We start from the raw sequence: 23,662 nt of genomic DNA on the forward strand, positions 1-23,662 counted from the left end.
GTCGTCAGCTCAGGGCTTGCTCCGGGACGGCCCCCAGCTCACCGCTCAGCCGGGCCTTGCGGCCGTAGACCAGTTCGAACAGGGGGGACGCCATCATAGTCGTGACGATGGCCATCAGCACCAGCATAGAGAACAGCGTCGGCCCGATGATGCCCTTCTGCAGGCCGATGTTGATGATGATCAGTTCCATCAGCCCGCGGGAGTTCATCAGCGCACCGATGCCCAGCGCCGTGCTGTTGTCCTCACCACACAGGCGGGCGGCGGCGTAGCAGGCCACCCCCTTGGCGATGATGGACGCCACCAGCACACCCAGCGCGATCAGCAGCAGCGGCACGGAGTTCACCATGTCCATGCGGGTGTTCAGGCCGGAATAGGTGAAGAACATGGGCAGCAGCAGGACCACCGCCAGCGGCTCCACCTTGCGCTTCAGCTCCGCCACGAACTTGCCGCGCGGCATGGCGGTGCCGACGATAAAGCCACCGAAGATGGCGTGGATGCCGACCGCGTCCATGATGAAGGCGGACAGGCAGAACACCATCATGGTGATGGCCAGCACGGTGTGCGTCATCTCCCCCCGCCGTTCCACCGCATGGCCCAGCGGCGCCAGCAGGCGGCGGCCGAAGAAGATGACGAACAGGGCGAAGGCGAGGCCGCCACCGATGGCCAGCACGGCGATGCCGGGGCCGGCGCCGAACACGGCCAGCACGATGGCCAGCACGCACCAGGAGGCGGCGTCGTCGAAGGCGCCCGCCGTCAGCGACAGGGTGCCCAGGGAGGAGTCGCTCAGGCCCCGCTCATTGATGATGCGGGCCAGCATGGGGAAGGCCGTCAGGGCGATGCAGGCGCCCAGGAACAGGGTGGCCTGGGTCTGGGGCAGGCCATCGGCGAACAGTCCCGGCACGCCCAGCAGCATGGGCGCGATCAGCACGGCCACCAGGAAGGGGGCGGCGATGCCGGACAGGGAAACGGCGAAGGCGCTTTTCCCGTTGGTGCGGAAATGGTCACCGCGGAAGCTGGTGCCGACCAGGAACATGTAGAGGCCGACGCCGAACTGGGCGCCGACATACAGGACGTTCTTGGTCTCCTTGGGAAACAGCTCGGCGGCGAAGCCGGGGAACAGCAGGCCCAGCAGCGACGGGCCCAGCACCACGCCGGCGATCATCTCGCCCACCACCTGGGGCTGCGCCAGCAGCTTCTGCCCCAGCCAACCGACGACACGGCAAGCCAGGATGATGGCGGTCAGCTGCAGGAAGAAATGAACGCTGTAGTCCGTCGGCGTCATGGCGCCGTTAGGACCGTGGGGCGACAGCATGTGCGTCGCCGTGTCGACGATGTTCTGTAGTGTTTCGGCCGAAAAAAGATCCGAAGCCATGACGCGATTCCACCCCGTTTTTTGGGCTCTAAGCCTGTTATCGCTAACAGGCTTAGGGGCGGGCTTCAAAGGTTGTCAAAGGATAAAAAACGTAGGAATGTGGCAACATCGAAAACACCTTGAATGTAGCAACATGCCTACAATGACCAGCCGGGATTTCAACCAGGACGTGGGCGGTGCCAAGCGCGCCGCCCTGGCCGAACCGGTGCTGGTCACCGACCGGGGCAAGCCCACGCACGTGCTGATGAGTTTCGAGGCCTTCCTGAGGCTGACGGGCGACGGGCAGAGCATCGTCGACCTGCTGGCCATGCCGGAGGATGTGGCCCTGGAAAAAAGCCGGCTGGATCTGGGCTGATGTTCCTGCTGGACACCCCCGTCATCCTTGAGCTGCGCGGCGCCAAGTCGGACAGGGCCGACACCGGTGTGCGGACCTGGGCCGCCGGCATCCCGCGCCAGCAGCTGTTCATCTCCGCCCTCACCCTGGTGGAACTGGAGGAATCGGTGATGCGCCTGGAACGGACGGACAAGGCCGGCGGCGCACTGGCGCGGGCCTGGCTGGACGACCGGGTCATGGTGGCGTTCGAGGGCCGCATTCTGCCGGTCGACGCCGCCGTGGCGCGCAAGCGGCCCTCGGTCGCGCTGGCCGACAACCGCGACGCTCTGGTGGCGGCCACCGCCCTGGTCCATGGCCTGACGATCGTGACGCCCAACCCGGCGGCCTACCGCGCCGGGCGCCTGAAGAGCTTCAACCCCTGGGGATACGCCGGCGAGACGGTGGAGGACATCGCCGACTGGCGCCAGGCCACCAAGACCAGCCCCGTCTGGCTGAAGAACCTGTTCTTGCGGTTCTAGGCCTGTCTCACTCCAGCGGCAGGGCCACGAACAGCAGGTCGCCGGCGCGTTCCACCAGCAGCAGCACGGCCTTCTGGCCATTGTCCTTGGCCTTGGCCACGCGGGTGGCGACGTCGTTGGGGGTGCTGACCTCTTCCTGGCCGACCTCGACGATCAGGTCGCCGGCCTTGATCTCACGCCGGGCGGCGGGGCTGTCGGGGGCGACACGCACCACGGCCACGCCCTCGGCATCGTCGCGCACGCTGAACTTCTGCCGGATCTTGGGGCTGAGGCTGTCCAGCGTCAGGCCGACGCTGTCGATGGTGCCCTCGGCCTCGCTGGGGGTGTTGCCAGTGGCGGCCGCGGTGGCCCCGCCCTCGGTATCCTCCTTCAGCTCGCCCAGCGACACCGTCACATTCATGCGGCTGCCCTTGCGCACCACCACCAGGGCCGCCTTGTGGCCCACCGGCTCCTCCGCCACGATGCGGGGCAGGATGCGGCCGTTGGTGACGTCCTTGCCGTCGATGCTGACGATGACGTCGCCCTGGCGCAGGCCCGCCTGCTCCCCCGGCCCGCCGGGACTGACCACCGCCACCAGGGCGCCGCGGTCCTGCTTCAGGTTCAGGGTCTCGGCGATGTCGGGCGACACGTCCTGGATCTGCACGCCCAGCCAGCCGCGCCGCACCTTGCCGGTGTCGCGCAACTGCTGCACCACGTTCTTGATCACGACCGAGGGGATGGCGAAACCGATGCCCACCGACCCGGCCTCACCCTCGCTGGCCTGGGGGGAGAAGATGGCGGTGTTCATGCCGATGACCTCACCATTGAGGTTGATCAGCGGCCCGCCGGAGTTGCCCAGGTTGATGGAGGCGTCGGTCTGCAGGAAGTCGTCGTACTTGCCGGCACCGATGTCGCGCCCGCGGGCGGAGATGATGCCGGCCGTGACCGTGCCGCCCAGGCCGAAGGGGTTGCCGATGGCCACCACCCAGTCGCCCACGCGCACGCCGTCACTGTTGCCCAGCACCATGGCCGGCAGCTTGGACGACGGTTCCACCTTCAGCAGCGCGATATCGGTCGCCTTGTCGGTGCCGACCAGCGTGGCCTTCAGCTGGGTGTCGTCCTGCAGGCGGACGGTGATCTCATCCGCCCCCTCGATCACATGGTTGTTGGTGACCACGTAGCCCGAGGCGTCGATGATGAAGCCGGAACCCAGCGATGTCGCGGTGCCGCCCTTGTCGCCGCCGTCCTGGCCATTGTCCTTCTGCCGTTCCTGGTAGTCACGGAAGAAGTCACCGAAGGGGGAGCCCGGCGGAAACTCCGGCATGGGCAACTGCCCCTGCTTCTTGTTCTTCACCGTCTGGGTGGTGGAAATGTTCACCACCGCCGGCAGCATCTTTTCCACCAGGGGGGCGAAGCTGTGGGGCGGCGGTTCCGCGCGCGCCGTCGTCGGGTCGCCGCAGGCCGTGGGCAGCAGCAGGACGCTCAGCACCATCAGGGACCGGCGCAACGCCGAAAAGGACCGCCCCTTGGGAGGACGCCCCTGGCGGGCATGCGACGACGGCGAAGGCGCGGACAAGGCGGGGGACGTCACTGTGGGACCACTCCTGGCAGGGGGACGCCGGATAAGCCCCGCGTCCGCCCGTCACATTCCTTGATACCCCTCTTACGGGGGCGGCCGATGTCCCCCTGCCGGGAGAAACGACCGTTCCCCCACTATAGGGGGGTGTCATCGCCGCTGTTAAGGGGGGATGCCGATGATAACGCAGGCGGATCGAACAATTTAGATACAGCCCGTCAGCATCACCGGCTTCCCGAAATGCCTAGGTCGGACCTAGCCCCGCACCAGCCACACCAGCAGGACACCCAGGCAAGCCCCCGCCAGGCCCGCCCAGCGCAGCCGCTCCGGCGGCGCCAGGGCCGCCAGGCTGGCCAGGCGCCGCATGCCGTTGGGCATCAAGGCATAACACAGCCCCTCCAGCACCAGGGCCAGCGCCGCCCCCGTCCACAGATCGTTCAAGACCGCCGCCCCTTCCGCGCCGTCACTTGTCGGGACGGCGGCCACCGCCGGCGCCCAGATATTTGAAGAAGTCGGCACCCGGCGACAGCACCATGGTGGTGTCGTCCGGCTTCAATGTGTCGCGGTAGGCCTGAAGGCTGCGGTAGAAGCTGTAGAACTCCACATTATGGCCGATCGCATCGTTCATGATGCGAATCGCCTGATTGTCGCCTTCGCCCCGGGTGATCTGCGCCTGGCGCTGCGCCTCGGCCAGCAGGACGGTGCGGTCGCGGTCGGCGCGGCTCTTGATCTGCTGCGACAGTTCCTGGCCCTGGGCGCGGGCCTCCGCCGCCTCACGCTCACGTTCGGAGCGCATGCGGGCGAAGGTCGCCTGGCTGGTCTGTTCCGGCAGGTCGGCGCGGCGCAGGCGCACGTCCACGATCTCTATCCCTAAGCGCTGCGCCTCCTGGTTCACCTGGGACTTGATGTCGGCCATCACCTTCTCGCGGCCTTGCGACAGCACCGACGGCAGGTTGGCGTTGCCCAGGACGCGGCGCATGGCCGAATTCACGATGACCGACAGGCGCAGGCGAGCCTGCTGCTCATTGCCCAGGGCCTGGTAGAACATCAGCGGGTCGGCGATGCGGTAGCGGGCGTAGGCGTCCACCTCCAGCCGCTTCTGGTCGGCCAGGATGGCGCTTTCCACCGGCGGATCGACGTCCAGCACCCGGCGTTCCAGCAGCACCACGTTCTGCACGAACGGGATCTTGGCCCACAGGCCCGGTTCCCGGATCACCCGCTTGGGCTCGCCGAACTGCAGCACCAGGGCCTGTTGCGTCTGATCCAGGGTGAAGAATGTCGCCTGCAGCACGATGGCCAGCAGGACCAGCAGCCCCAGGGGGAGGAACCAGCGTTTTTCCATGATCCGCGTCCCCCCTTACTGGCCGGCGGCCGCGCCGGGCGCGGCCTGGGTGGAACGGGGCTGTTTCAGCAGGTCGTTCAGGGGCAGGTAGGGCACAGCCCCCCCTCCGCCCCCGGCTTTGTCGTCCAGCAGGATCTTGGGCATGCCCTTCAGGATCTGCTCCATCGTGTCGAGGTACATGCGCCGGCCGGCGGCGTCGGGCGCCTGGTTGTAGGCCTCCAGCACCTGCTGGAAGCGCTTGGCGTCGCCCTGGGCCAGATCGACCACCTGGTCGCGGTAGGCCTGCGCCTCCTGGTTCAGGCGTTCAGCGTCGCCGCGGGCGCGCGGGATGATGTCGTTGCGGTAGGTCTCCGCCTCGTTGCGCAGGCGCTCGCGGTCCTGGCGGGCGCGCTGCACGTCGTTGAACGCCTCCACCACCGCGGCCGGGGGTTCCACCCGCTGCAACTGCACCTGGGTGATCTCGATGCCCGCCTGGTACTGGTCCAGGATGGTCTGCAGCAGTTGCAGGCTGTCGGCCTCGATGCGCTGGCGGGCGTCGGTCAGGGCCGGCTGGATCTCCGTCCGGCCGATGACCTCTCGCATGGCACTTTCCGCCACCTTCTTCACCGTTTCCGCCGGCTCGCGGATGTTGAACAGGAACTTGGCCGGGTCCTTGATCACCCAGAACACCGTGAAGTCGATGGCCACGATGTTCTCGTCGCCCGTCAGCATGGTGCTTTCGTCGGTGACGTCGCTGTTCCCGACCGACCGGCGGCCGTCACCCTGGCTGCGGTAGCCGATCTCGATGCGGTTGACGCGGGTGACCTGGGGCAGCAACACGTGCTCGATGGGGACCGGCAGATGGTAACGCAGGCCCGGCTGTTCCACCCGCACCGGCTTGCCGAAACGCAGGACCACGCCCTGCTCATCCGCCGCCACGCGGTAGATGCCGGTGGCCAGCCACAGCACGGCCACGGCGGCCACGCCGATGCCGATCACCTGCCCGGGACTCCAGCCCCCCAAGGCGGACGGCCAGCCGGAGCCGGGTCCCGGGCGACCGCCACCGCCACGGTTGCCGCCATTGCCGCCGCCCAGGAGGACGCGCAGCTTCTCGCTGCCCTGGCGCACGGCGTCGTCCAGGCCCGGCGGACGCCCGCCGGGTTTGTTCCCCGGCCTGCCGCCGCCCGGGCCGGAAGCGGCCCCGGATTTGGGAGAGGTGCTGCCGCCAACACCGGCGCTTTGCCCCCAGGGATTGGGCGAAGGACTGTCGTGGGGGGGATTCTCCGGGCCTTGCGGCGCCTTGCCCTTCTTCGATCCCCCGTCCGGACCATCGTCCGAACCGCCACCCGAACCGTGATTGCCGTCATTGGACCCGTTGTTGGACCAGGGCATGTTCGTCTTTCGTCCCCGCGCTCTGTTCGTTTGGGTGTCCGCACCCCAGTTATAGGGCAAGACCGGTGAGGGCGGCCCCGATGGCGGTCCTCCTTTGCCGGGCTTCCCCCCATCTGGGCGGCACCGTATATAGTCGGGCTTTCGCGAGAAAGCCCCACGCGGGCGATATGATCCCCCGCCCCCCACTTTACAAGATGAAGGCGTTTATCATGGCGGTTACCGAGTCCCAGGTGATCGAGGCCCTCCGGCGGGTGGCCGACCCCGACCGCGGGTCCGACATCGTCAGCCTGAAGATGGTTTCGGGCGTGGCAGTGAAGGAAGGCCACGTCCACTTCACGCTGGAGGTCGATCCCGCGCGGGGTGCGGCGCTGGAGCCCCTGCGCCAAGCGGCGGAGAAGGCGGTGGACGCGCTGCCGGGCGTGCTGTCGGTGACGGCGGTGCTGACCGCCCACCGCCCGGCGCCGGTGAACGTCAGCGGCCCCAAGCCCGGCCAGGGTGCGCCCGGTACCGGTGCGCCCGGTGCGGGCAAGCCCGCCAAGGCCGGCATCCCCGGCGTGGGCGCCATCATCGCGGTGGCGTCGGGCAAGGGCGGGGTGGGCAAGTCCACCACGTCCGTCAACCTGGCGCTGGCGCTGGCCGCCAACGGCCTGAAGGTGGGCCTGCTGGACGCCGACATCTACGGCCCCTCCATGCCCCGCATGATGGGCCTCAGCGGCAAGCCCGACAGCGCCGACGGCAAGCACCTGGATCCGCTGGTCAATTATGGCGTCAAGGTCATGTCCATGGGCTTCCTGGTGGCCGAGGACACGCCCATGATCTGGCGCGGCCCCATGGTGATGAGCGCCCTGACCCAGATGCTGCGCGACGTGGCCTGGGCGCCCCTGGACGTGCTGGTGGTGGACATGCCGCCCGGCACCGGCGACGCCCAGCTGACCATGGCGCAAAGCGTGCCCCTGGCCGGCGCTGTCATCGTCTCCACCCCGCAGGACATCGCCCTGCTGGACGCGCGCAAGGGCCTGAACATGTTCCGCCGCGTGGACGTCCCCGTCCTCGGCATCATCGAGAACATGTCCTATTTCTGCTGCCCCAACTGCGGCCACCGCAGCGACATCTTCAGCCACGGCGGCGCCCGGGAAGAGGCGCAGAAACTGGGCATCGAGTTCCTGGGCGAGGTGCCGCTGGACATCGCCATCCGCGAGACCAGCGACGCCGGCACCCCCATCACCGTGACCCAGCCGGACGGGGTGCACGCCCAGACCTATCGCGCCATCGCGGCAAGGGTGGCGGAAAAGATCAAGGCCGGCGGCTCCCGCGCCGCACCAATGTTTGTGATCGAATAAATTGATCAACCTATAGATAAGCCTTTGGAAAAACAGCGGATCGCGGGTGCAGAACAGGGGTCAAATTTTCCCTAAACGACGTTCTGTTGCGTCAATTCCGCCTTCGCTGTTTTTTCCTTTCCAATGTCACGCCCTCATGATACATAAAGTTCCGTTCAGCGTACTTTGAGTGAAAGATCATGCGTCGGGTTGACACGGTTCAGGTTGCATATGCGTTCCGCGACGGGGCCCATTCCTTCCAGGTGGAGGATCCGGCCACGGGCATCATCGCCGTAGCCCACGGCGTGCCTGAGATCGCGTATGAGCAGGTGACCCAGACCCTGTCGGAACGGGCCACCGGCCTGTCGGGCCGCCATGTCGTGGCGCGTCCTTCCCTGCCCTTCGCCGATTTCTTCAACTGGCTGCGCCAGAACCCCATCGCCAGTGTCGCTGGTGCCCCGGTGCAGGTGGAATTCGCCTGGGAACTGCGGTGAGGATTTAAGGTTCGGGCGCCCCGGCCAGAGTCGCCCCAGTACGCGTGCCGTCCGTAAACCCGGGAAACACCGGGCGGACAGAACAGGGATAGAGGAAACACCAAGCAGTCACGGTCGTTCGCGACCGATAGCGAAACGCCCGGAAGGCTGGTCCTTCCGGGCGTTGTTGTTTGATACCGACGGCATTTGATCGTAACCGCTCAAATGCCCCTCAGGCGCCGGGCGGCGGACATCCGTCCGCCTTGGCTGATCCTCGATTTCCAGTCCGCTACGCTCCCCGGAAATCTCCGGCGCCCGCAGTCGCGGGCTACAGCGGCACGAAGCGGAATTTCGTGCCGCCTGTGAGGGCCTTACCGCCGCCCGAACAGCCTTTCGATATCCGCCAGCTTCAGTTCCACATAGGTCGGACGGCCATGGTTGCATTGGCCGCTGTGGGGCGTGGCCTCCATCTCGCGCAGCAGGGCGTCCATCTCCCCCACCGTCAGCACCCGCCCTGCCCGGACGGAACCGTGGCAGGCCATGGAGGAGCACACCTCCTCCAGCCTTTCCTTCAGGGCGTGCTGGTCGCCCAGTTCCGCCAGTTCATCCGCGATGTCGGTGACCAGGGCCTTGATGTCGGCCTTCGCACCCAGCAGCGCCGGGATTTCCCGCACCACCACCGCACCCGTGCCGAAGGATTCCAGGCACAGGCCCAGTTCGGCCAACTCATCCGACCGTTCCACCAGGCGGGCGGCGGCGGCCTCTTCCACCTCCACCACCTCGGGGATCAGCAGCATCTGCCGCTTCACGCCCTGGGCCACCATGGCCTGCTTGATGCGTTCATAGACCAGGCGTTCGTGCGCCGCGTGCTGGTCGACGATGACCATGCCGTCGCGGGTTTGCGAGACGATGTAGGTCTGGTGCACCTGGGCGCGGGCGATGCCCAGCGGGAAGTCGGGCACATCGTCGGCATGGCCTTGCGCCAGCGCAGCCACGGCGGCAACCAGGCCCGGGGAGAACGCGCCGGGTGCGGACGCCTCCGCCGTCATCGGCCCTTCCCAGGCGGCAACCGGCTCGTTCAACGCCACCGGCTGGGCACCAGCGGCATGCGGATAACTGGGTGCCTGGAAGGCGCGCGCCGCCTCCACCTGGCCGGTCGTGGGCCGGGTGATGCCGGGCCACGTGGCGCCGCCCCCGGAATGGGGCTGCGGCTGCCATTGAAAGGCCGTCTGGGGGATGGGCTTGGTCCCGTCGGCGCGGAAACTGGCCAGTGCCGCCTGCCCCACGGTGGTGGAGGCGCGATGACCCGCACCCGCCAGGGCGTGCTTCAGGCCGCCGACGATCAGGCCGCGCACCAGGCCCTGGTCGCGGAAGCGCACCTCCGTCTTGGCCGGGTGGACGTTGACGTCCACGTCCTCGCACGGGATTTCCAGGAACAGGGCCAGCAGGGGATGGCGGTCGCGGGCCAGGAAGTCGGCATAGGCGCCACGGATGGCGCCCAGCAGCAGCTTGTCGCGCACCGGCCGGCCGTTCACGAACAGGTACTGGCCGGCGGTGGTGTTCTTGTTCAAGGTCGGCAGGCCGATATGGCCGTGCAGGCGCACACCCTCACGCCGGGCGTCGATGGGCAAGGCGTTCTCCTGGAACTCCCGCCCCATGATGGCGCCCAGGCGGGCCAGCGGGCCGTCGGGACCCGTCTGGGCCGGCAGGCGCAGGGGCGTGCGCCCCTCATCCGCCACGGTGAAGGCGACATCCGCATGGGCCATGGCCAGGCGCTGCACCACATCGACCGCATGGTCGGTCTCGGTGCGCGTCGTCTTCAGGAACTTCAGGCGCGCCGGCGTGGCGTAGAACAGGTCGCGCACCTCCAGCCGGGTGCCGGGCGGATGGGCGGCCGGGACCGGGCGGCCCTTGGCCCCACCCTCCACCGTGATGGCCCAGGCGCTGTCATCGCCGTGGCGGCGGCTGGTCAGGGTCAGGCGGCTGACGGCGCCGATGGAGGGCAAGGCCTCCCCCCGGAAGCCCAGGGTGCGGATGTCCAGCAGGTCGTCGCCCGGCAGCTTGGAGGTGGCATGGCGTTCCACCGCCAGCGACAGCTCATCCGGCGTCATGCCGCAGCCGTCGTCCACCACCTGGATCAGGGCCTTGCCACCGTCCCGCAGGGTGACGTCGATGCGTTTGGAACCCGCGTCCAGCGCGTTCTCCACCAGCTCCTTGACGGCGGCGGCGGGACGCTCCACCACCTCGCCGGCGGCGATGCGGTTGACCAGGGTTTCAGGGAGGAGACGGATCGGCATGATGGCTCCAGTGTAGCCGCTGGATGGCTTGGGGAGCAATGCGGCTGGTCACTGGATATTGTGTGCGGAAGTGGCCGGCGCCACCACCGGACGGATCAGTCCTGCACCACGTAGCGCACCTGCCAGCTGCGCGGCAGGCCGCGGGCGCCGGTGAAGTCGGCCGCCTGCACCTGGTCCTCGCGCAGCATGGCGCCGCTGAGGTTGGCGCCGCGCAGGTCGGCCTCACGCAGGTCGGCGCCGCGCAAATCGGCGTGGCTGAGGTCGGCCTGGGACAGGCGCACGCGGCGCATGCGGGCACCGCTGAGGTCGGCGTTGCGCAGCACGCAACCGGTCAGGTTGGTGCGCACATGGCGGTCGCCGTCCAGCTGAAGATAGTCCAGCTTGGCGTTGCGCAAATTGGCGGCGTTGAACTGGGCACCGGCGAAATTGCCGCCGCGCAAATCGGCATCCGTCATGGTGGTGGTACGGAAGTCCGCGCTGTCGAACTGACCCACCTGCAATTGGATGCCCGTCAGGTCCAGGCCGTAGAACACGGCGTTGCGCGCCACCGCCCGCGTCAGCATGGCGCGCGACAGGGGCGCACCGGCACCCCGCAAATCGACGCCGCTCAAATCCAGGGCCATGCCCTCACGCCCCGCCGTGCCCACCCAGGTGGTGTGCAGGCTCAGCAGTTCCGACAGGGGCCGGCCCAGATCCGCCACGGGCGTGCCGCGGGGCTTTTCCGTCAGCACGCCGGTCATGTCGGCGCCGCCCAGTTCCGTCATGTTCATGACGGTGCCGATCAGCACGGCCCCCTTCAGGCTGGCGCCGCGCACGTCGGCACCCGACATGTCCGCCCCTTCCAAATTGGCGCCGTCCAGCTTGGAGCCGCGCAGGTTGGCCCGCACCAGCTTGGCCCCGCGCATGATGGCGTCGGTGAAGTCGGTGTGCATGGCGACGGAGCCGGACAGCCGGGCGTTGGTCAGGTTGGACCCCCGCAGGTTGGCCTCCTGCAAATCCGACGTGGTGGGGTCGACCTGGATGACCTCCAACTCGCCATTGCGGGCGCGGGCCGCCAGGGTGCCGTCGCGCAGATCGGCATCGAACAGGTCGGCGCCGCACAGGTTGGCGCCCCGCAGGCAGGCGCCGCGCAGATCCGCCTTCACCAGCTTGGCGTTGCGCATGTTGGCGCCGCGCAGGTCGGCGACGAACAGGGTGGCGCATTCCAGATAGGTGTGGCTGAGGTCGGCGTCGCGCAGCACGGCGTGGGTGAAGTCGGCGTGGCTCAAATCCTTGCCGGACATGTTCAGGCCGCTGAGATCCATGCGGGCCAGCACGGCGCGCGCCCCGCCCACCCGGGCGTTGCGGAACATGGCGTGCTTTTTCAGCACCACGTCCAGCTGTTCCTGCGTCAGGCGCACCATGGGCGGCCGGTCCTGAACGTTGCCTTTACCGTGCGCGCCGCTATCCATTCCCACAACCCTTCGGGGCATCCTTAACCCCAGGGAGTCTGGTGCGGATACCGGCCCTGGACAAGTTTACCCCCAAGTATAGCCCGCTTTTAAGGAAAAACGGGGAACGGCATCGCGGCAACCGGAAATGGTCACCGCAATGCTATCCACATGAACTGAAGGACGGGCCTAATATCAGCGGCATGAGGTTCTGCCCCATGCCGCTGTAGGCTGCGACCGCAGCCGCCGGAGGTTTCCGGGAAGCGAAGCGTACTGGAAACCGAGGATCAGCCCAGCCAGCGGATGCTGGCGCCCGGCGCTTGAGGGGGCGTTAAAACTCAGCGCAATCCTTCGCGCACCACACGGATCAGGCCGGCGGTGGAGCAGTCATGGCCGCGCCGGGCGCCGCCTTCCAGTTCCGGCAGGATGGCCTTGGCCAACTGCTTGCCCAGTTCCACGCCCCACTGGTCGAAGGAATTCAGGTTCCACAGGATGCCCTGGACGAAGATCTTGTGTTCGTACAGGGCGACCAGCATGCCCAGGGTGTGGGGGTCCAGCTTCTGGAACAGCAGGGTGTTGGTCGGGCGGTTGCCGGTGAACACCTTGTGCGGCACCAGATCCTCAAGTTCCTCGCCATCCAGGCCCTGGCCGGCCAGCTCGGCGCGGGCCTCATCCTCGGTCTTGCCCAGCAGCAGGGCCTCGGTCTGGGCCAGGAAGTTGGCCAGCAGCAAGGTGTGGTGGCGACCCACCGGGTTGTGGGTCTCGATCGGCGCCAGGAAGTCGGCCGGGATCAGGGGCGTGCCCTGGTGGATCAGCTGGTAGAAGGCGTGCTGGCCGTTGGTGCCGGGCTCACCGAACAGCACCGGGCCGGTGGCGTAGTCCACCGGGCGGCCTTCACGGTCCACGCCCTTGCCGTTGCTCTCCATGTCGGCCTGCTGCAGGTAGGCCGGCAGGCGGGCCAGGTACTGGTCATAGGGCAGCACGGCCTGGGACTGCGCGTCCCAGAAGTTCACGTACCACAGGCCGATCAGGCCCAGCAGCACGGGCATGTTGGCGTCCAGCGGGCTGGTCCGGAAATGCTCATCCATCGCGTGGGCGCCGGCCAGCAGTTCGGCGAAGCGCGCCGAGCCCACCATCAGCAGGATGGGCAGGCCGATGGCCGACCACAGGCTGTAGCGGCCGCCGACCCAGTCCCAGAAGCCGAACATGTTGTCGGTGTCGATGCCGAAGGCCGACACCTCCTTGGCGTTGGTCGACACGGCCACGAAGTGCTTGGCCACCGCCTCGGCCGGGGCGCCCTGGGCGCGCAGCCAGTCGCGCGCCGTGTGGGCGTTGGCCAGGGTTTCCTGGGTGGTGAAGGTCTTGGACGCGATGATGAACAGCGTCGTCTCCGCATCCACCTTCTTCAGCACCTCGGCGATATGGGTACCGTCGACGTTGGAGACGAAGTGCGCCTGCAGATGGGCGTGATGGTAGGGTGTCAGCGCCTGGGTGATCATCACCGGCCCCAGGTCGGACCCGCCGATGCCGATGTTGACGATGTCGGTGATGGGCTGGCCGGTCCAGCCACGCCACTCACCCTCGCGCACGGCGGTGGCGAAGGCGCCCATGCGGTCCAGCACGGCGTGCACGTCCGGCACCACGTTGTGGCCGTCGACCAGGACGCTGGCGCCCCTGGGCTGGCGCAATGCTGTGTGCAGGACGGCGCGGCCCTCCGTCAGGTTGATGGCGGCACCGGCGAACATGCGGTCGCGCCAGCCTTCCAGATCGCGCGACCGGGCGAAGTCCAGCAGCAGGGGCAGCGTCTCGTCGGTCAGCCGGTTCTTGGAATAGTCCAGCAGCAGGGTGCCCAGCTTCAGGCTGTAGCGCTCGAACCGTTCCGGATCGGCGGCGAACAGGTCGCGCATGTGCACGCCGTCCATGGCCTGCCGGTGCTGGGCCAGCGCCTCCCAAGCGGGGGTTTGCACCAGGGGCGTGTCGGGCGTGGCGGACATGGTCTTGGATCTCCTGTGGCCAGGGCGCCTGGACCCCATTGTCCCGCCCCCGGAAAAGCCTGAGCGGTTTAGCACGGGCGGCAGCCCCAAGGCAGGGGTACGCGGGGGATTACGTCCAATTGACGCGTTTTTTCCACGGGTTTACGTCACGAAACCACCCAAAGGTGGGCGTGGACGCGGGTCACTTCATCCGCCGCGACGCTACCAGGGGGGACCACTTACGCGCGAGCGGACGGCCGGATTGGTTCCAGCGCCACAGGCACCCTTGATCGACGATTCGCGTCGGCGGCAAATGGGACCGTCACCCCTTATTCGGAAGTCCCGGCCCATGTTCCGCCACCGCCGCACCGCCCTCGCCGTGTCCCTCGCCGGCACCCTGGCCGCCCTGACGGGCGTCGCGCACGCGGCGGAACGCAACTTCACGCTGACCGGCGACGCGCTGAAGATCACCACCCCCTGCGCCAAGTCGGTGCACATCACCACGGCGGCGGGCGGCCACACCATCCGCATCCAGGCGATGGCGGAGGATCAGGGGGAAGTGGACCAGCTGACCAGCACCACCAGCGGCGCGACGGCCCAGCTGGGCGCCACCAGCCAGCGCTGCTACCGGCGTGGCAACCGGGACTGGAACGACTGGCAGCCCACGCTGGAGATCGAGATCGCCGTGCCGGCCGGCATCCCGCTGGAGATCAAGGAGTCCGGTTCCACCGACTATGTGGCGGATGGCGACTACGGCGCCACGGTCCTGACCCTGGACGGATCCGGCGACGTCAAGGGCGGGTCCATCAAGGGCGGCATCCAGGTGCAGTCGCGCGGATCGGGCGATGTGGCGCTGGACCGGCTGGACGGCGCCCTGACCCTGCGCTCCCTTGGGTCGGGCACCCTGGCCATCGACCAGATGACAGGCCCGGCGCTGGATCTTGAGATCAGCGGCAGCGGCAACGTTACCCTCCACGGCGGCAGCGTGGGCCCCGCCACGGTCAAGCTCAGCGGATCGGGCGACGTGCAGCTGCCGGCGGTGGCCAGCCTGCGCCTGGTGGCGCATGGGTCGGGGGATACGGAGGTGGAGCGGGTGCAGGGCGCGTTGTCGGCCGACCTGGCCGGTTCCGGCAGCCTGGCCATCCGGTCGGTGACGGCCCCCACCGCCGTGCTGAACCAGTCGGGCAACGGCGACGTCACCATCGACGGCGGCACCATCGGCACCCTGACCGCCGCCATCACGGGCAGCGGCGAGGCCACCATCATGGGCACGGTCACCGACGCCGCCGTTTCCTTGTCCGGCAGCGGCGACATGCACATCGCCGCCGTGACCGGCCATATGAACAAGACAGGCGGCGGCAGCGGCACGCTGCACGTGGATGGCCACTGAGGGCAGGCGGTCAGCGCGTAAGGCTGCGGGCCGGGCGCACCATGGACCGGACACGCGGTGGCACGGGCGGTCCGCCGGCCAGGACATCGGCCATTTCCCGCGGCGATTGCGCCGTGGCCAAGGAAGCGGCCGGCAAGGTCGGCGCGATACCCTGGGGACCGACGGCATCTTCGGTCAGGGTACGGTATTCCCGCACCAGGCCCTGAAGGGTGGACCATAGGGAACGGATTTCCCCCTCCAGCACCTCGCGACGGCGATCCAGGGCGGCAGGATCTGCCTTGATGGCGGCAAGGATTGCCGAGAGGGGAATGCCGTCGATGTGGTCCGGCGTCCGCGCGGGTCGGGCGCCTGGTCCCCTGGCCGACCCACTCCCGTCCGGAACGGCGGGGCCGGGAAAGAAACGGGCCTTGAAATCATCGAAGGTGAAGGTCATCGGTATCCCCAACTGCGCGGATCGCGGGTCAGGGGGGCACCAGCAACCGCCGTGCCAACATGGTTAAAGCCGCCGGACACCCGATCCTATTGCGGGACAAACCTTCATGACAAAAAGCCCGGACAGGCATCTCCGTCCGGGCTTTTTCGGGTCGGTCAAGTTTACTGGGCGCCGCCGCCGGCGGAACTGCTGTTGCGGCTGACGACGGGGGCGTTGGCGGGCGGGGCGCTGTCGCCCTTCCAGAACATCAGGCTGTCCAGGAAGCTGCGGTCGCCGACGACCACGCCCGGCCATTCCTTGTCCACCAGCTGGCGAATCTGGGGATCGGCCTGATCGGCGCCGGCCTTGGCCACCAATGCGGCCTCGCCCTTGCTCTGGTTGGCGGTGGCCGAGGCCACGGCCGTCGCCTCGGTGGTGGCGGCGCCGAACACGGTACCGGTGGCGCGGGTTTCCTTCACCAGTTCCTGGGGGCGGGGGCTGCCCGGCTGCGGCGGACGCAGGTTGAAGTCGGGCGGCACCTCCAGCGGCGCGCGCGCCAGCACCCGGAACTCGTCCGGGGTCGACCGCGCCCCACCGAACAAGGCACTCATGCTGTCGCAACCCGTCAGGGCCGCCAGACCGGCGACCGCAAGCACCAGCCGCACGCCAAACACCTTAGAATTCTCGCCCATATCCTCGTCCGTCGAATGCGGGACCGGACAACCGGTATCCCCGTGAACCTGACCCGTAACCCAAGGCCGCCGGCACCAAGCCGGGACCCCCATCACTTGACCGGCGACACCCTACCGCGTCGCGGGCTTGGCGAACAGCCCATCCACGACCAGCAGCAGCATGCCGACGACGATGCCGCTATCGGCAACGTTGAATGCCGGCCAATGCCATGCCGCGATGTGGAAGTCCAGGAAATCAACGACTGCGCCCAGACGCAGCCGGTCGATCACGTTCCCCAACGCCCCGCCGATCACCATGCCGGCGCACACCGCCTCGATCAGGCGGGACGCGCGCCGCATCCACACCGCCATGGCGGCGGTGATCACCAGGGCTAACACGATCAACATGACCGTGCCCGTCGCGCCGCCCTTATTAAACAGGCCGAAACTGACGCCGTGGTTCCAAACCAGCACCAGGTTGAAGAAGGGGAACAGGGTCACCCCGTCCCCCGCCTCGGGGAATCGGGCCAGGATGGCGACCTTGCTGGCCTGGTCCGCGACCAGAATCAGGATCGCCGCCACCAGGCCCGGCACGCCGAAGCGCCCCAGCACACGGGACAGAGCGCTCATTTAAACGCCCACCGCGTCGTCGCAGCGGTGGCACAGATGCTCACCCGCCACATCGGCGGCCGGCACCTCCGGCAGGATGCGCCAGCAGCGCTCGCACTTCTCGCCATCCGCCGGGGCGAACACCACGCCCACGCCCGCCACATCGGCCAAGGTGAAGGCGCCCTCGGGTGCGGCCCCCACGGTGACGGTGATGGAGGAGGTGATGCTGATCTCCGCCAAGTCCAGCGTGCCCAGCGCCGCCTGGTGTTCCGCCGCCACATAGACCGTGGGGTGGGCCTGGAGGGAGGAGCCGATGGTCTTGTCGGCGCGCTTCAGTTCCAGGGCCCCCGTCACCACGCGGCGCACGTCGCGCACCGTGGCCCAGCGGGCCGCCAGGGCGTCGTCGCGCCAATCGGCCGGGATTTCCGGGAACTGGCGCAGGTGCACGCTCTCGGGCAACGCCGCGCGGCAGGCGTCGTCGCCCTCCGCCCGGAAGGCCAGCCAGGCCTCTTCCGCCGTGAAGCAGAGGATGGGGGCCAGCCAGGCCGTCAGGGTGAGGAACAACTGCTCCAGCACGGTGCGCACGGCGCGGCGGCGGGCGTCGGTGGGCGCGTCGCAGTACAGGCTGTCCTTGCGGACGTCGAAGTAGAAGGCCGACAGGTCCACCGCGCAGAAGTTATGCAGCTCGGTGATCAGGCGGTGCAGGTCGTATTCCTTGGTGGACTGGCGCACGATGGCGTCCATCTCCGCCAGGCGGTGCAGGACCCAGCGCTCCAGTTCCGGCATCTGCGCCGGTTCCACCCGCTCGACATCGCTGAAGTCGGCCAGCGCACCCAGCATGTAGCGCAGGGTGTTGCGCAGGCGGCGGTAGAGGTCCGCGTTGCTCTTCAGGATTTCCTTGCCGACCTTCAGGTCTTCGGAATAGTCGGAACCCACGACCCACAGGCGCAGGATATCGGCGCCGTATTCCTCCATCACCTGCTGCGGCGCCACCACGTTGCCCAGCGACTTGGACATCTTGCGGCCCTGTTCATCCAGAGCGAAGCCGTGGGTCAGCACCGCCTTGAAGGGGGCACGGCCGCGGGTGCCGCAGCTTTCCAGCAGCGAGGAATGGAACCAGCCGCGATGCTGGTCCGAGCCTTCCAGGTAGAGATCGGCGGGCGAGGACAAATCGTTGCGGCGTTCCAGCACGAAGGCGTGGGTGGAGCCCGATTCGAACCAGACGTCGACGATGTCGAACACCTGGTCGTAATCGGCCGGATCGAAATCCGGGCCCAGGAAATCGGCCGCCGGCCGCGTGTACCAGGCGTCCGCCCCTTCGGTCTCGAAGAAGCTGGCGATGCGGTTCAGCACGCCCTCATCCTTCAGGGGCTGGCCGTCGCGCTTGGACAGGAACAGGGCGATGGGCACGCCCCAGGCGCGCTGGCGGCTGATGCACCAGTCGGGGCGGCTTTCCACCATGGAATAGATGCGGTTGCGGCCCTGCGGCGGCACCCACTGCGTCGCGTCAATCGCCTCCAGCGCCCGCGTCCGCAGGTCGTTGGTGTCCATGGAGATGAACCATTGCGGCGTGTTGCGGAAGATCAGCGGCGCCTTGGACCGCCAGCTGTGCGGGTAGCTGTGCTTCAGGTTGCCCTTGGCCAGCAGGGCGCCTTGATTGATCAGGGTGCTGATGGACCGGCCGTTGGCGTCGCCCGGCTTGCCTTCCGGCGTATAGACGCGGGCGCCGGCGAACAGCGGGACATGGGGGTAATAGCTGCCGTCCGCGTCCACGGTCTGCGGCGTTTCCAGCCCGTACTTGCGGCCCACCTCATAGTCCTCGGCACCATGGCCGGGGGCGGTGTGGACGAAGCCGGTACCGGCGTCCGACGTGACATGGTCGCCCGGCAGCAGCGGCACGGCGAAGTCGTAGCCGCCATTGGCCTCAGGATGTCCATGGAAGGGATGGGCCAGGATGCCGCCCGCCAGATCAGCGGCGGTGACGTCGGCGCCCTTCTCGAACGTCGCCTTGGCGGAAGTGGCGACACCGTCGGCCAGCGCCTGGGCCAGAACCAGCTTCTCACCCACCTTGGCGAGCGAGCCCTCATTGGCCTCGGTCACTGTGTAGACGGCGTACGGGATGTCCTCGCCATAGGCCACGGCGCGGTTGCCCGGCATGGTCCAGGGCGTGGTGGTCCAGATGACGACGCTGGCTCCCTGGAGCGCCGGGGCGGAGGTGGTCACCACGGGGAAACGCACCCAGATCATGGGCGAGGTCACGTCCTGGTACTCGACCTCGGCCTCGGCCAGGGCGGTCTTTTCCACCACCGACCACATGACGGGCTTGGACCCCTTGTACAGGCCGCCATTCAGCAGGAACTTGTGGATCTCACGGACGATGGCGGATTCGGCATCGAACGCCATGGTCAGGTAGGGGTTCTGCCAGTCGCCCTCAACCCCCAGGCGGCGGAACTCGGCGGCCTGGATGCCCACCCATTCGGCGGCGAAGGTGCGGCATTCGCTGCGGAACTGCAGGACCGGAACCTCGTCCTTGTCCTTGCCGGCCTTGCGGTACTTTTCCTCGATCTTCCATTCGATGGGCAGGCCGTGGCAGTCCCAGCCGGGGACGTAGACCGCGTTGCGGCCCTGCATCTGCTGGCTGCGGATGACCACGTCCTTCAGGATCTTGTTGACCGCGTGGCCGATGTGGATGTTGCCGTTGGCATAAGGGGGGCCGTCATGCAGCACGAAGGGCGCGCGCTCGGCACCGTCCTGGCGCAACCGGCCGTACAGGTCGATGGCCGCCCAATGGGCAAGCAGCTCCGGCTCCTTCTTCGGCAGGCCGCCGCGCATGGGGAAATCGGTGCGCGGCAGGAAGACGGTGTCTTTAAGATCGCGGGTCATGGCAGGTCAAAAATCCGGTGTTCGGATGGCGGCCCAGACACTTCCGGACGCTGATGCGGGCGCCCGGGCGTCAAGCCGTTTGGGATATGGTGGTGGGGGTGCGCAGATGCGGAAACACCCTTTGCCCGGCCCCCCTCAGGAGACCGGGTCGATAATTCGCAGGTCCATGACCCTGTCGTGGCGCCGTATCAACATCGCGGCGGATGTTAGCAGCCGGCCCCGATGGGTCAAGCAGGATGGGGCGGGGCGGCAGGGCGTCAAGGTCGTGACCGGAATCATGCCTTGGGGGAGCCGGCCAGCCGGCGGCGGGCCTCGGCCGAATCCTGGACGATCTGGTCCTTCAGCGCCTGGAAGTTCTCAAACTTCATTTCAGGGCGGATGAAGTCCAGCAGTTGGACACGGACATGGCGACCGTAGAGGTCGTCATCGAAGTCGAACAGGTGGGCTTCCAGCCGTTCCACCAGGCCGCCCACCGTGGGGCGGCGGCCCAGGTTGGCGACACCGTCGTGCCAGACGGTTTCGGCGCCGGCATCCACGCCAGCGCGCATGGAATAGACGCCGAAGCGCGGGCGCAGATATTCCTGCACCTCGATGTTCGCCGTGGGGAAGCCGATGGTGCGGCCCCGCTTGTCGCCATGTTCCACCCGGCCCTCGATTTCGAAGGGGTGGCCCAGGATGGCGGCGGCCTCCAGCGGGCGGCCTTCCTGCAAATGCCGGCGCACGGCTGTCGAGGAATAGACCTCACCCTGGCCATCGGCCACCGGCCGCGCCTCGGTCACGCCGAAGCCATGGCGGGCGCCCAGGGTTCGCAGCAGCGTCATGTCGCCGCCGCGCTGATGGCCGAACAGGAAGTCGTAACCGGCGACGACATGGTGGACGCCCAGTCCGTCCGCCAGCACCTTGACCACGAAATCCTCCGCCGTCATGTGCGACAGGGCGTCGTCGAAGTGCAGCACGACCATGGCATCGATGCCCAAGGCCTCAACCAGCCGCGTCTTGATGCGCAGCGGCGTCAGGCGGAAGGGGGCGTCGTCGGGGCGGAAGAAAGTGCGGGGGTGCGGCTCGAACGTCACCACCACGGCGGGACGGCCCAGGTCGGCGGCCATGGCGCGGGCCTGGCTGATCACCGCCTGGTGGCCCAGGTGCACGCCGTCGAAATTGCCCAGGGCCACCACGGCCCCCCGCATTTCGGCGGGCGCATCCTCATAGTGGCGCAGGAGTTTCATGGGGCGACGGCTTTCCATGGGTACTCAAGGGGGACACTGCTACGGGCGGCTGATATCCGCGAGGCCGCAAGGCTAACGGGTATCCGCCGGCTCCGCATATAGGCTTTAACACCCGCCCGTGCAAAGCCCCCATGTGCACATGCGATAGCATGCGCGGCGTCCAGGCATGCGCATGCGATATCAAACCACCGCAGCCGGCACCGCCCGGGGCCGCAGCCGGGCGTTCAGGGCGGCGACGGCGAACAGCAGGGCGGCCGTCACGAAGAACACCGCCCGCATGCCGACATGCGCGCCGATGAAGCCGCCGATCAGCGGCCCCGCCACCTGGCCCGCGAACTGGGCGGAGGTGGAATAGCCCAGGATGGCACCGGCAGCACCATCCGGCACGCTATGGCGGATCAGCGTGGTGATGGCCGGCAGCAGGCCCGCCAGGGTCAACCCCATCAGGAAACGCAGGGCGATTAGTTGCCAGACATGGGTGACGAAAGCCTGGGGGATCATCAGCGCACCGGTGGCAGCCAGGCAGCCGATGACCACCGTCCACGGCCCCATCGTGTCGGTCAGGCGCCCCACCCGGGGGGCGGCCAGCATGCTGGCCAGCGCCCCGCCCGCCATGACCAGGCCGGACAGCAGGGCCAGGTCGCTGCCCGGTGCTGCCACCTGGCCGACATAAAGGGTGATGATGGGTTCGATCGACATGTTGGCCACCATCAGCATGCAGGCCGTCAGCAGCATGGCGTAGACCGCCCGCCGGTCCGCGACATGGGCCCAGGCGCTGCCTTGGTAAAGACGGGCCTTACCCTTGGGCCGCGCCTCTTCCCGGATCAGGGTGGCGGTGGCGATGAAGGTCAGGAAGATGGCGCCGCCGGCGGCGAAGAAGGTGGGCCGCAGGCCGATCAATCCCGGCAGCAGACCGCCGATCAGCGGCCCGGCCAGGGCCCCCGCCAGCATGCCGGTGGACAAGACGCCCAGCGCCCAGCCGGCCCGTGCCTTGGGCGACTGCGTCGCCACCAGCACGACGGAACCCGAACCATAGCCGCCCAGCACCCCCGCCAGCAGGCGCAAGGCCACCAGCTGGTAGACGTCCTGCACCAGGCCGGTCAGCGACACGGCGATGGCCATGCTGAGGCTGGCGCGGATCAGGATGACCTTGCGGCCATGGCGGTCGGCCAGCTTGCCCCACAAGGGGGCGGTGGCGCCGGCCCCCAGGAAGGTCGCGCCATAGGCGACACCCGACCACTGCACGATGGCGGCATGCCCGGTCACGCCCAGATGCGCCACATACAGGGGCAGGAAGGGCATGATCAGGCTCAGGCCCGCGATGGTGGTGAACGACCCGAAGAGGCAGACGAACAGGTTCCGCCGCCAGTGCTGGGATTCCATGACTCATGTCCGCTTGAAAGATACCGCCGCCAAATGGATGGGCGGCGCGCCAATCACATGAAGGTGGCGCCCCCAGCGCCAGACGTCCAATATATGGTACAGGTGATTGCCATCGCTTTTATCAATACTATCATCAACAAAAGCCACCCTTCGAGAACCCCCATGGAACTGCGTCACATCCGCTATTTCCTGGCGGTGGCCGAGGAAGGCAACTTCACCCGGGCGGCGGCGCGGGTAGGCATCGGCCAGCCGCCGCTCAGCCAACAGATCAAGGATCTGGAGCGGGAGGTGGGCGCCCCCCTGTTCCACCGCGTGCCCCACGGCGCCGAACTGACGGAGGCCGGCCGCGCCTTCCGGGACCGGGTGTCGGCCCTGCCGGGCCTGGCGCAGCAGGCGGTGGAGGCCGCCCGCCGGGCGGCACGGGGCGAGCTGGGCAGCCTGCGCGTGGGCTTCACCGCATCGGCCGCCTTTAACCCGATGGTGGCGGGCGCCATCCGGTCCTTCCGCCGCGCCTATCCCGACGTGGACCTCAGCCTGTCGGAATCCAACTCCGTTCCCCTGCTGGCAGCACTGGCCGACGGCACGGTGGACATCGTTTTCCTGCGCATCGAGCCGCCGCCCGGCACGGGCGTGCAATTCCGGGTGCTGGCCGAGGAACCCATGGTGGTGGTGCTGCCCAGCGGCCATCCAGCAGCAAAGGAACCATCCAAGCCGCTGGATCTGGCGCTGCTGAAGGACGATCCTTTCATCCTGTTTCCCCGCGCCAACGGCCCCACCCTGTTCGAGGCCACCCTGGCGGCCTGCCGGGCGGCGGGGTTCGATCCCCGGCCGGGCCAGACGGCACCGCAGATGAGTTCCATCGTCAATCTGGTGGCGGCCGAACTGGGCGTGTCCATCATGCCGGCGTCCATGGCCCAGGTGCGGGTGGATGGTGTCACCTTCCGCCCGCTGGCGCCCCTGCCGGCCATACCGCCGCCTATGGCCAAGCTGGTGCTGGCCTGGCGCCGGGGTGATACCAGCACGCTGGTCCGCAACTTCCTGGCCCGCGCACCGCTTATGTGAGCACCCGCATAGCGTGGCGGGGCCACTATGATCCAGGGTCAC

General features: G+C 68.1%; 20 protein-coding genes. 6 read left to right on the plus strand and 14 right to left on the minus strand.

The window, feature by feature from the left end:
- Nucleotides 1–4: 4 nt before the first annotated feature.
- Entirely contained in the window at nucleotides 5–1,372 is a 1,368-nt protein-coding gene (locus PW843_17855; protein MDE1148453.1) for a cation:proton antiporter, read from the minus strand.
- Nucleotides 1,373–1,514: 142 nt separating this feature from the next.
- Between PW843_17855 and PW843_17860 the strand changes: the two genes are divergently transcribed.
- Both PW843_17860 and PW843_17865 read left to right on the plus strand, forming a co-directional pair.
- Complete coding sequence (locus PW843_17860) at nucleotides 1,515–1,727, plus strand: type II toxin-antitoxin system Phd/YefM family antitoxin (protein MDE1148454.1); 213 nt, start codon at nucleotides 1,515–1,517, stop codon at nucleotides 1,725–1,727.
- Nucleotides 1,727–2,224 (plus strand): PIN domain-containing protein, encoded by a 498-nt coding sequence (locus tag PW843_17865; protein MDE1148455.1) that lies wholly within the window; start codon nucleotides 1,727–1,729, stop codon nucleotides 2,222–2,224. Before PW843_17860 ends, PW843_17865 begins: the two co-directional genes overlap by 1 nt.
- 7 nt (nucleotides 2,225–2,231) lie before the next feature.
- Here the strand turns inward: PW843_17865 and PW843_17870 are convergent, their stop codons facing one another.
- The 4 genes from PW843_17870 to hflK form a co-directional block, all read right to left on the minus strand.
- Nucleotides 2,232–3,710 (minus strand): DegQ family serine endoprotease, encoded by a 1,479-nt coding sequence (locus tag PW843_17870; protein ID MDE1148456.1) that lies wholly within the window; start codon nucleotides 3,708–3,710, stop codon nucleotides 2,232–2,234.
- A gap of 324 nt (nucleotides 3,711–4,034) precedes the next feature.
- The gene (locus tag PW843_17875; GenBank protein ID MDE1148457.1) at nucleotides 4,035–4,220 is read right to left on the minus strand and encodes a DUF2065 domain-containing protein; all 186 of its coding nucleotides are present in this window, start codon (nucleotides 4,218–4,220) and stop codon (nucleotides 4,035–4,037) included.
- Nucleotides 4,221–4,242: 22 nt separating this feature from the next.
- Nucleotides 4,243–5,121 (minus strand): protease modulator HflC, encoded by an 879-nt coding sequence (locus PW843_17880; GenBank protein MDE1148458.1) that lies wholly within the window; start codon nucleotides 5,119–5,121, stop codon nucleotides 4,243–4,245.
- 15 nt (nucleotides 5,122–5,136) lie between these two features.
- Complete coding sequence (gene hflK, locus PW843_17885; GenBank protein MDE1148459.1) at nucleotides 5,137–6,492, minus strand: FtsH protease activity modulator HflK; 1,356 nt, start codon at nucleotides 6,490–6,492, stop codon at nucleotides 5,137–5,139.
- Nucleotides 6,493–6,698: 206 nt separating this feature from the next.
- On the opposite strand from hflK, the gene apbC reads away from it, so the two are divergent.
- Entirely contained in the window at nucleotides 6,699–7,832 is a 1,134-nt protein-coding gene (gene apbC / locus PW843_17890) for an iron-sulfur cluster carrier protein ApbC (GenBank protein ID MDE1148460.1), read from the plus strand.
- 179 nt (nucleotides 7,833–8,011) lie between these two features.
- Nucleotides 8,012–8,305: a hypothetical protein gene (locus PW843_17895; protein ID MDE1148461.1), complete on the plus strand. Its 294-nt coding sequence runs from the start codon at nucleotides 8,012–8,014 to the stop codon at nucleotides 8,303–8,305.
- Nucleotides 8,306–8,655: 350 nt separating this feature from the next.
- Here PW843_17895 and mutL read toward each other — a convergent pair whose 3' ends face one another.
- The 3 genes from mutL to pgi all read right to left on the minus strand — a co-directional run bounded on the left by mutL (nucleotide 8,656) and on the right by pgi (nucleotide 14,005).
- Nucleotides 8,656–10,581, minus strand: coding sequence for a DNA mismatch repair endonuclease MutL (gene mutL / locus PW843_17900; protein ID MDE1148462.1), 1,926 nt, complete (start codon nucleotides 10,579–10,581; stop codon nucleotides 8,656–8,658).
- Nucleotides 10,582–10,676: 95 nt separating this feature from the next.
- On the minus strand, nucleotides 10,677–12,032 hold the full coding sequence (locus PW843_17905) for a pentapeptide repeat-containing protein (protein ID MDE1148463.1): 1,356 nt from the start codon (nucleotides 12,030–12,032) through the stop codon (nucleotides 10,677–10,679).
- 317 nt (nucleotides 12,033–12,349) lie between these two features.
- A complete protein-coding gene (pgi, locus tag PW843_17910; protein ID MDE1148464.1) occupies nucleotides 12,350–14,005 on the minus strand; it encodes a glucose-6-phosphate isomerase in 1,656 nt (551 codons plus the stop codon).
- A 328-nt stretch (nucleotides 14,006–14,333) separates the two neighbouring features.
- On the opposite strand from pgi, the gene PW843_17915 reads away from it, so the two are divergent.
- Complete coding sequence (locus PW843_17915; GenBank protein MDE1148465.1) at nucleotides 14,334–15,374, plus strand: DUF2807 domain-containing protein; 1,041 nt, start codon at nucleotides 14,334–14,336, stop codon at nucleotides 15,372–15,374.
- 10 nt (nucleotides 15,375–15,384) lie between these two features.
- Here the strand turns inward: PW843_17915 and PW843_17920 are convergent, their stop codons facing one another.
- The 6 genes from PW843_17920 to PW843_17945 form a co-directional block, all read right to left on the minus strand.
- Nucleotides 15,385–15,807: a hypothetical protein gene (locus PW843_17920; GenBank protein MDE1148466.1), complete on the minus strand. Its 423-nt coding sequence runs from the start codon at nucleotides 15,805–15,807 to the stop codon at nucleotides 15,385–15,387.
- Between the two features lie 161 nt (nucleotides 15,808–15,968).
- A complete protein-coding gene (locus PW843_17925; GenBank protein MDE1148467.1) occupies nucleotides 15,969–16,478 on the minus strand; it encodes a DUF3035 domain-containing protein in 510 nt (169 codons plus the stop codon).
- Nucleotides 16,479–16,589: 111 nt separating this feature from the next.
- Entirely contained in the window at nucleotides 16,590–17,087 is a 498-nt protein-coding gene (lspA, locus tag PW843_17930; protein ID MDE1148468.1) for a signal peptidase II, read from the minus strand.
- On the minus strand, nucleotides 17,088–19,949 hold the full coding sequence (gene ileS / locus PW843_17935; protein MDE1148469.1) for an isoleucine--tRNA ligase: 2,862 nt from the start codon (nucleotides 19,947–19,949) through the stop codon (nucleotides 17,088–17,090).
- A 275-nt stretch (nucleotides 19,950–20,224) separates the two neighbouring features.
- Complete coding sequence (locus PW843_17940; protein MDE1148470.1) at nucleotides 20,225–21,175, minus strand: bifunctional riboflavin kinase/FAD synthetase; 951 nt, start codon at nucleotides 21,173–21,175, stop codon at nucleotides 20,225–20,227.
- A gap of 180 nt (nucleotides 21,176–21,355) precedes the next feature.
- Complete coding sequence (locus PW843_17945; protein MDE1148471.1) at nucleotides 21,356–22,558, minus strand: MFS transporter; 1,203 nt, start codon at nucleotides 22,556–22,558, stop codon at nucleotides 21,356–21,358.
- Between the two features lie 162 nt (nucleotides 22,559–22,720).
- Between PW843_17945 and PW843_17950 the strand changes: the two genes are divergently transcribed.
- A complete protein-coding gene (locus tag PW843_17950) occupies nucleotides 22,721–23,620 on the plus strand; it encodes a LysR family transcriptional regulator (GenBank protein MDE1148472.1) in 900 nt (299 codons plus the stop codon).
- Nucleotides 23,621–23,662 lie beyond the last annotated feature (42 nt).

Source organism: Azospirillaceae bacterium (assembly GCA_028283825.1).
Classification (GTDB): Bacteria; Pseudomonadota; Alphaproteobacteria; order Azospirillales; family Azospirillaceae; genus Nitrospirillum.

Coding starts and splice junctions, on each gene's coding strand:
- PW843_17855 (MDE1148453.1), bottom strand. CDS start 1,372: ATGGCTTCGGATCTTTTTTCGGCCGAAACACTACAGAACATCGTCGAC.
- PW843_17860 (MDE1148454.1), top strand. CDS start 1,515: ATGACCAGCCGGGATTTCAACCAGGACGTGGGCGGTGCCAAGCGCGCC.
- PW843_17865 (MDE1148455.1), top strand. CDS start 1,727: ATGTTCCTGCTGGACACCCCCGTCATCCTTGAGCTGCGCGGCGCCAAG.
- PW843_17880 (MDE1148458.1), bottom strand. CDS start 5,121: ATGGAAAAACGCTGGTTCCTCCCCCTGGGGCTGCTGGTCCTGCTGGCC.
- hflK (MDE1148459.1), bottom strand. CDS start 6,492: ATGCCCTGGTCCAACAACGGGTCCAATGACGGCAATCACGGTTCGGGT.
- PW843_17895 (MDE1148461.1), top strand. CDS start 8,012: ATGCGTCGGGTTGACACGGTTCAGGTTGCATATGCGTTCCGCGACGGG.
- mutL (MDE1148462.1), bottom strand. CDS start 10,581: ATGCCGATCCGTCTCCTCCCTGAAACCCTGGTCAACCGCATCGCCGCC.
- PW843_17905 (MDE1148463.1), bottom strand. CDS start 12,032: ATGGATAGCGGCGCGCACGGTAAAGGCAACGTTCAGGACCGGCCGCCC.
- pgi (MDE1148464.1), bottom strand. CDS start 14,005: ATGTCCGCCACGCCCGACACGCCCCTGGTGCAAACCCCCGCTTGGGAG.
- PW843_17915 (MDE1148465.1), top strand. CDS start 14,334: ATGTTCCGCCACCGCCGCACCGCCCTCGCCGTGTCCCTCGCCGGCACC.
- PW843_17920 (MDE1148466.1), bottom strand. CDS start 15,807: ATGACCTTCACCTTCGATGATTTCAAGGCCCGTTTCTTTCCCGGCCCC.
- PW843_17925 (MDE1148467.1), bottom strand. CDS start 16,478: ATGGGCGAGAATTCTAAGGTGTTTGGCGTGCGGCTGGTGCTTGCGGTC.
- lspA (MDE1148468.1), bottom strand. CDS start 17,087: ATGAGCGCTCTGTCCCGTGTGCTGGGGCGCTTCGGCGTGCCGGGCCTG.
- ileS (MDE1148469.1), bottom strand. CDS start 19,949: ATGACCCGCGATCTTAAAGACACCGTCTTCCTGCCGCGCACCGATTTC.
- PW843_17940 (MDE1148470.1), bottom strand. CDS start 21,175: ATGAAACTCCTGCGCCACTATGAGGATGCGCCCGCCGAAATGCGGGGG.
- PW843_17945 (MDE1148471.1), bottom strand. CDS start 22,558: ATGGAATCCCAGCACTGGCGGCGGAACCTGTTCGTCTGCCTCTTCGGG.
- PW843_17950 (MDE1148472.1), top strand. CDS start 22,721: ATGGAACTGCGTCACATCCGCTATTTCCTGGCGGTGGCCGAGGAAGGC.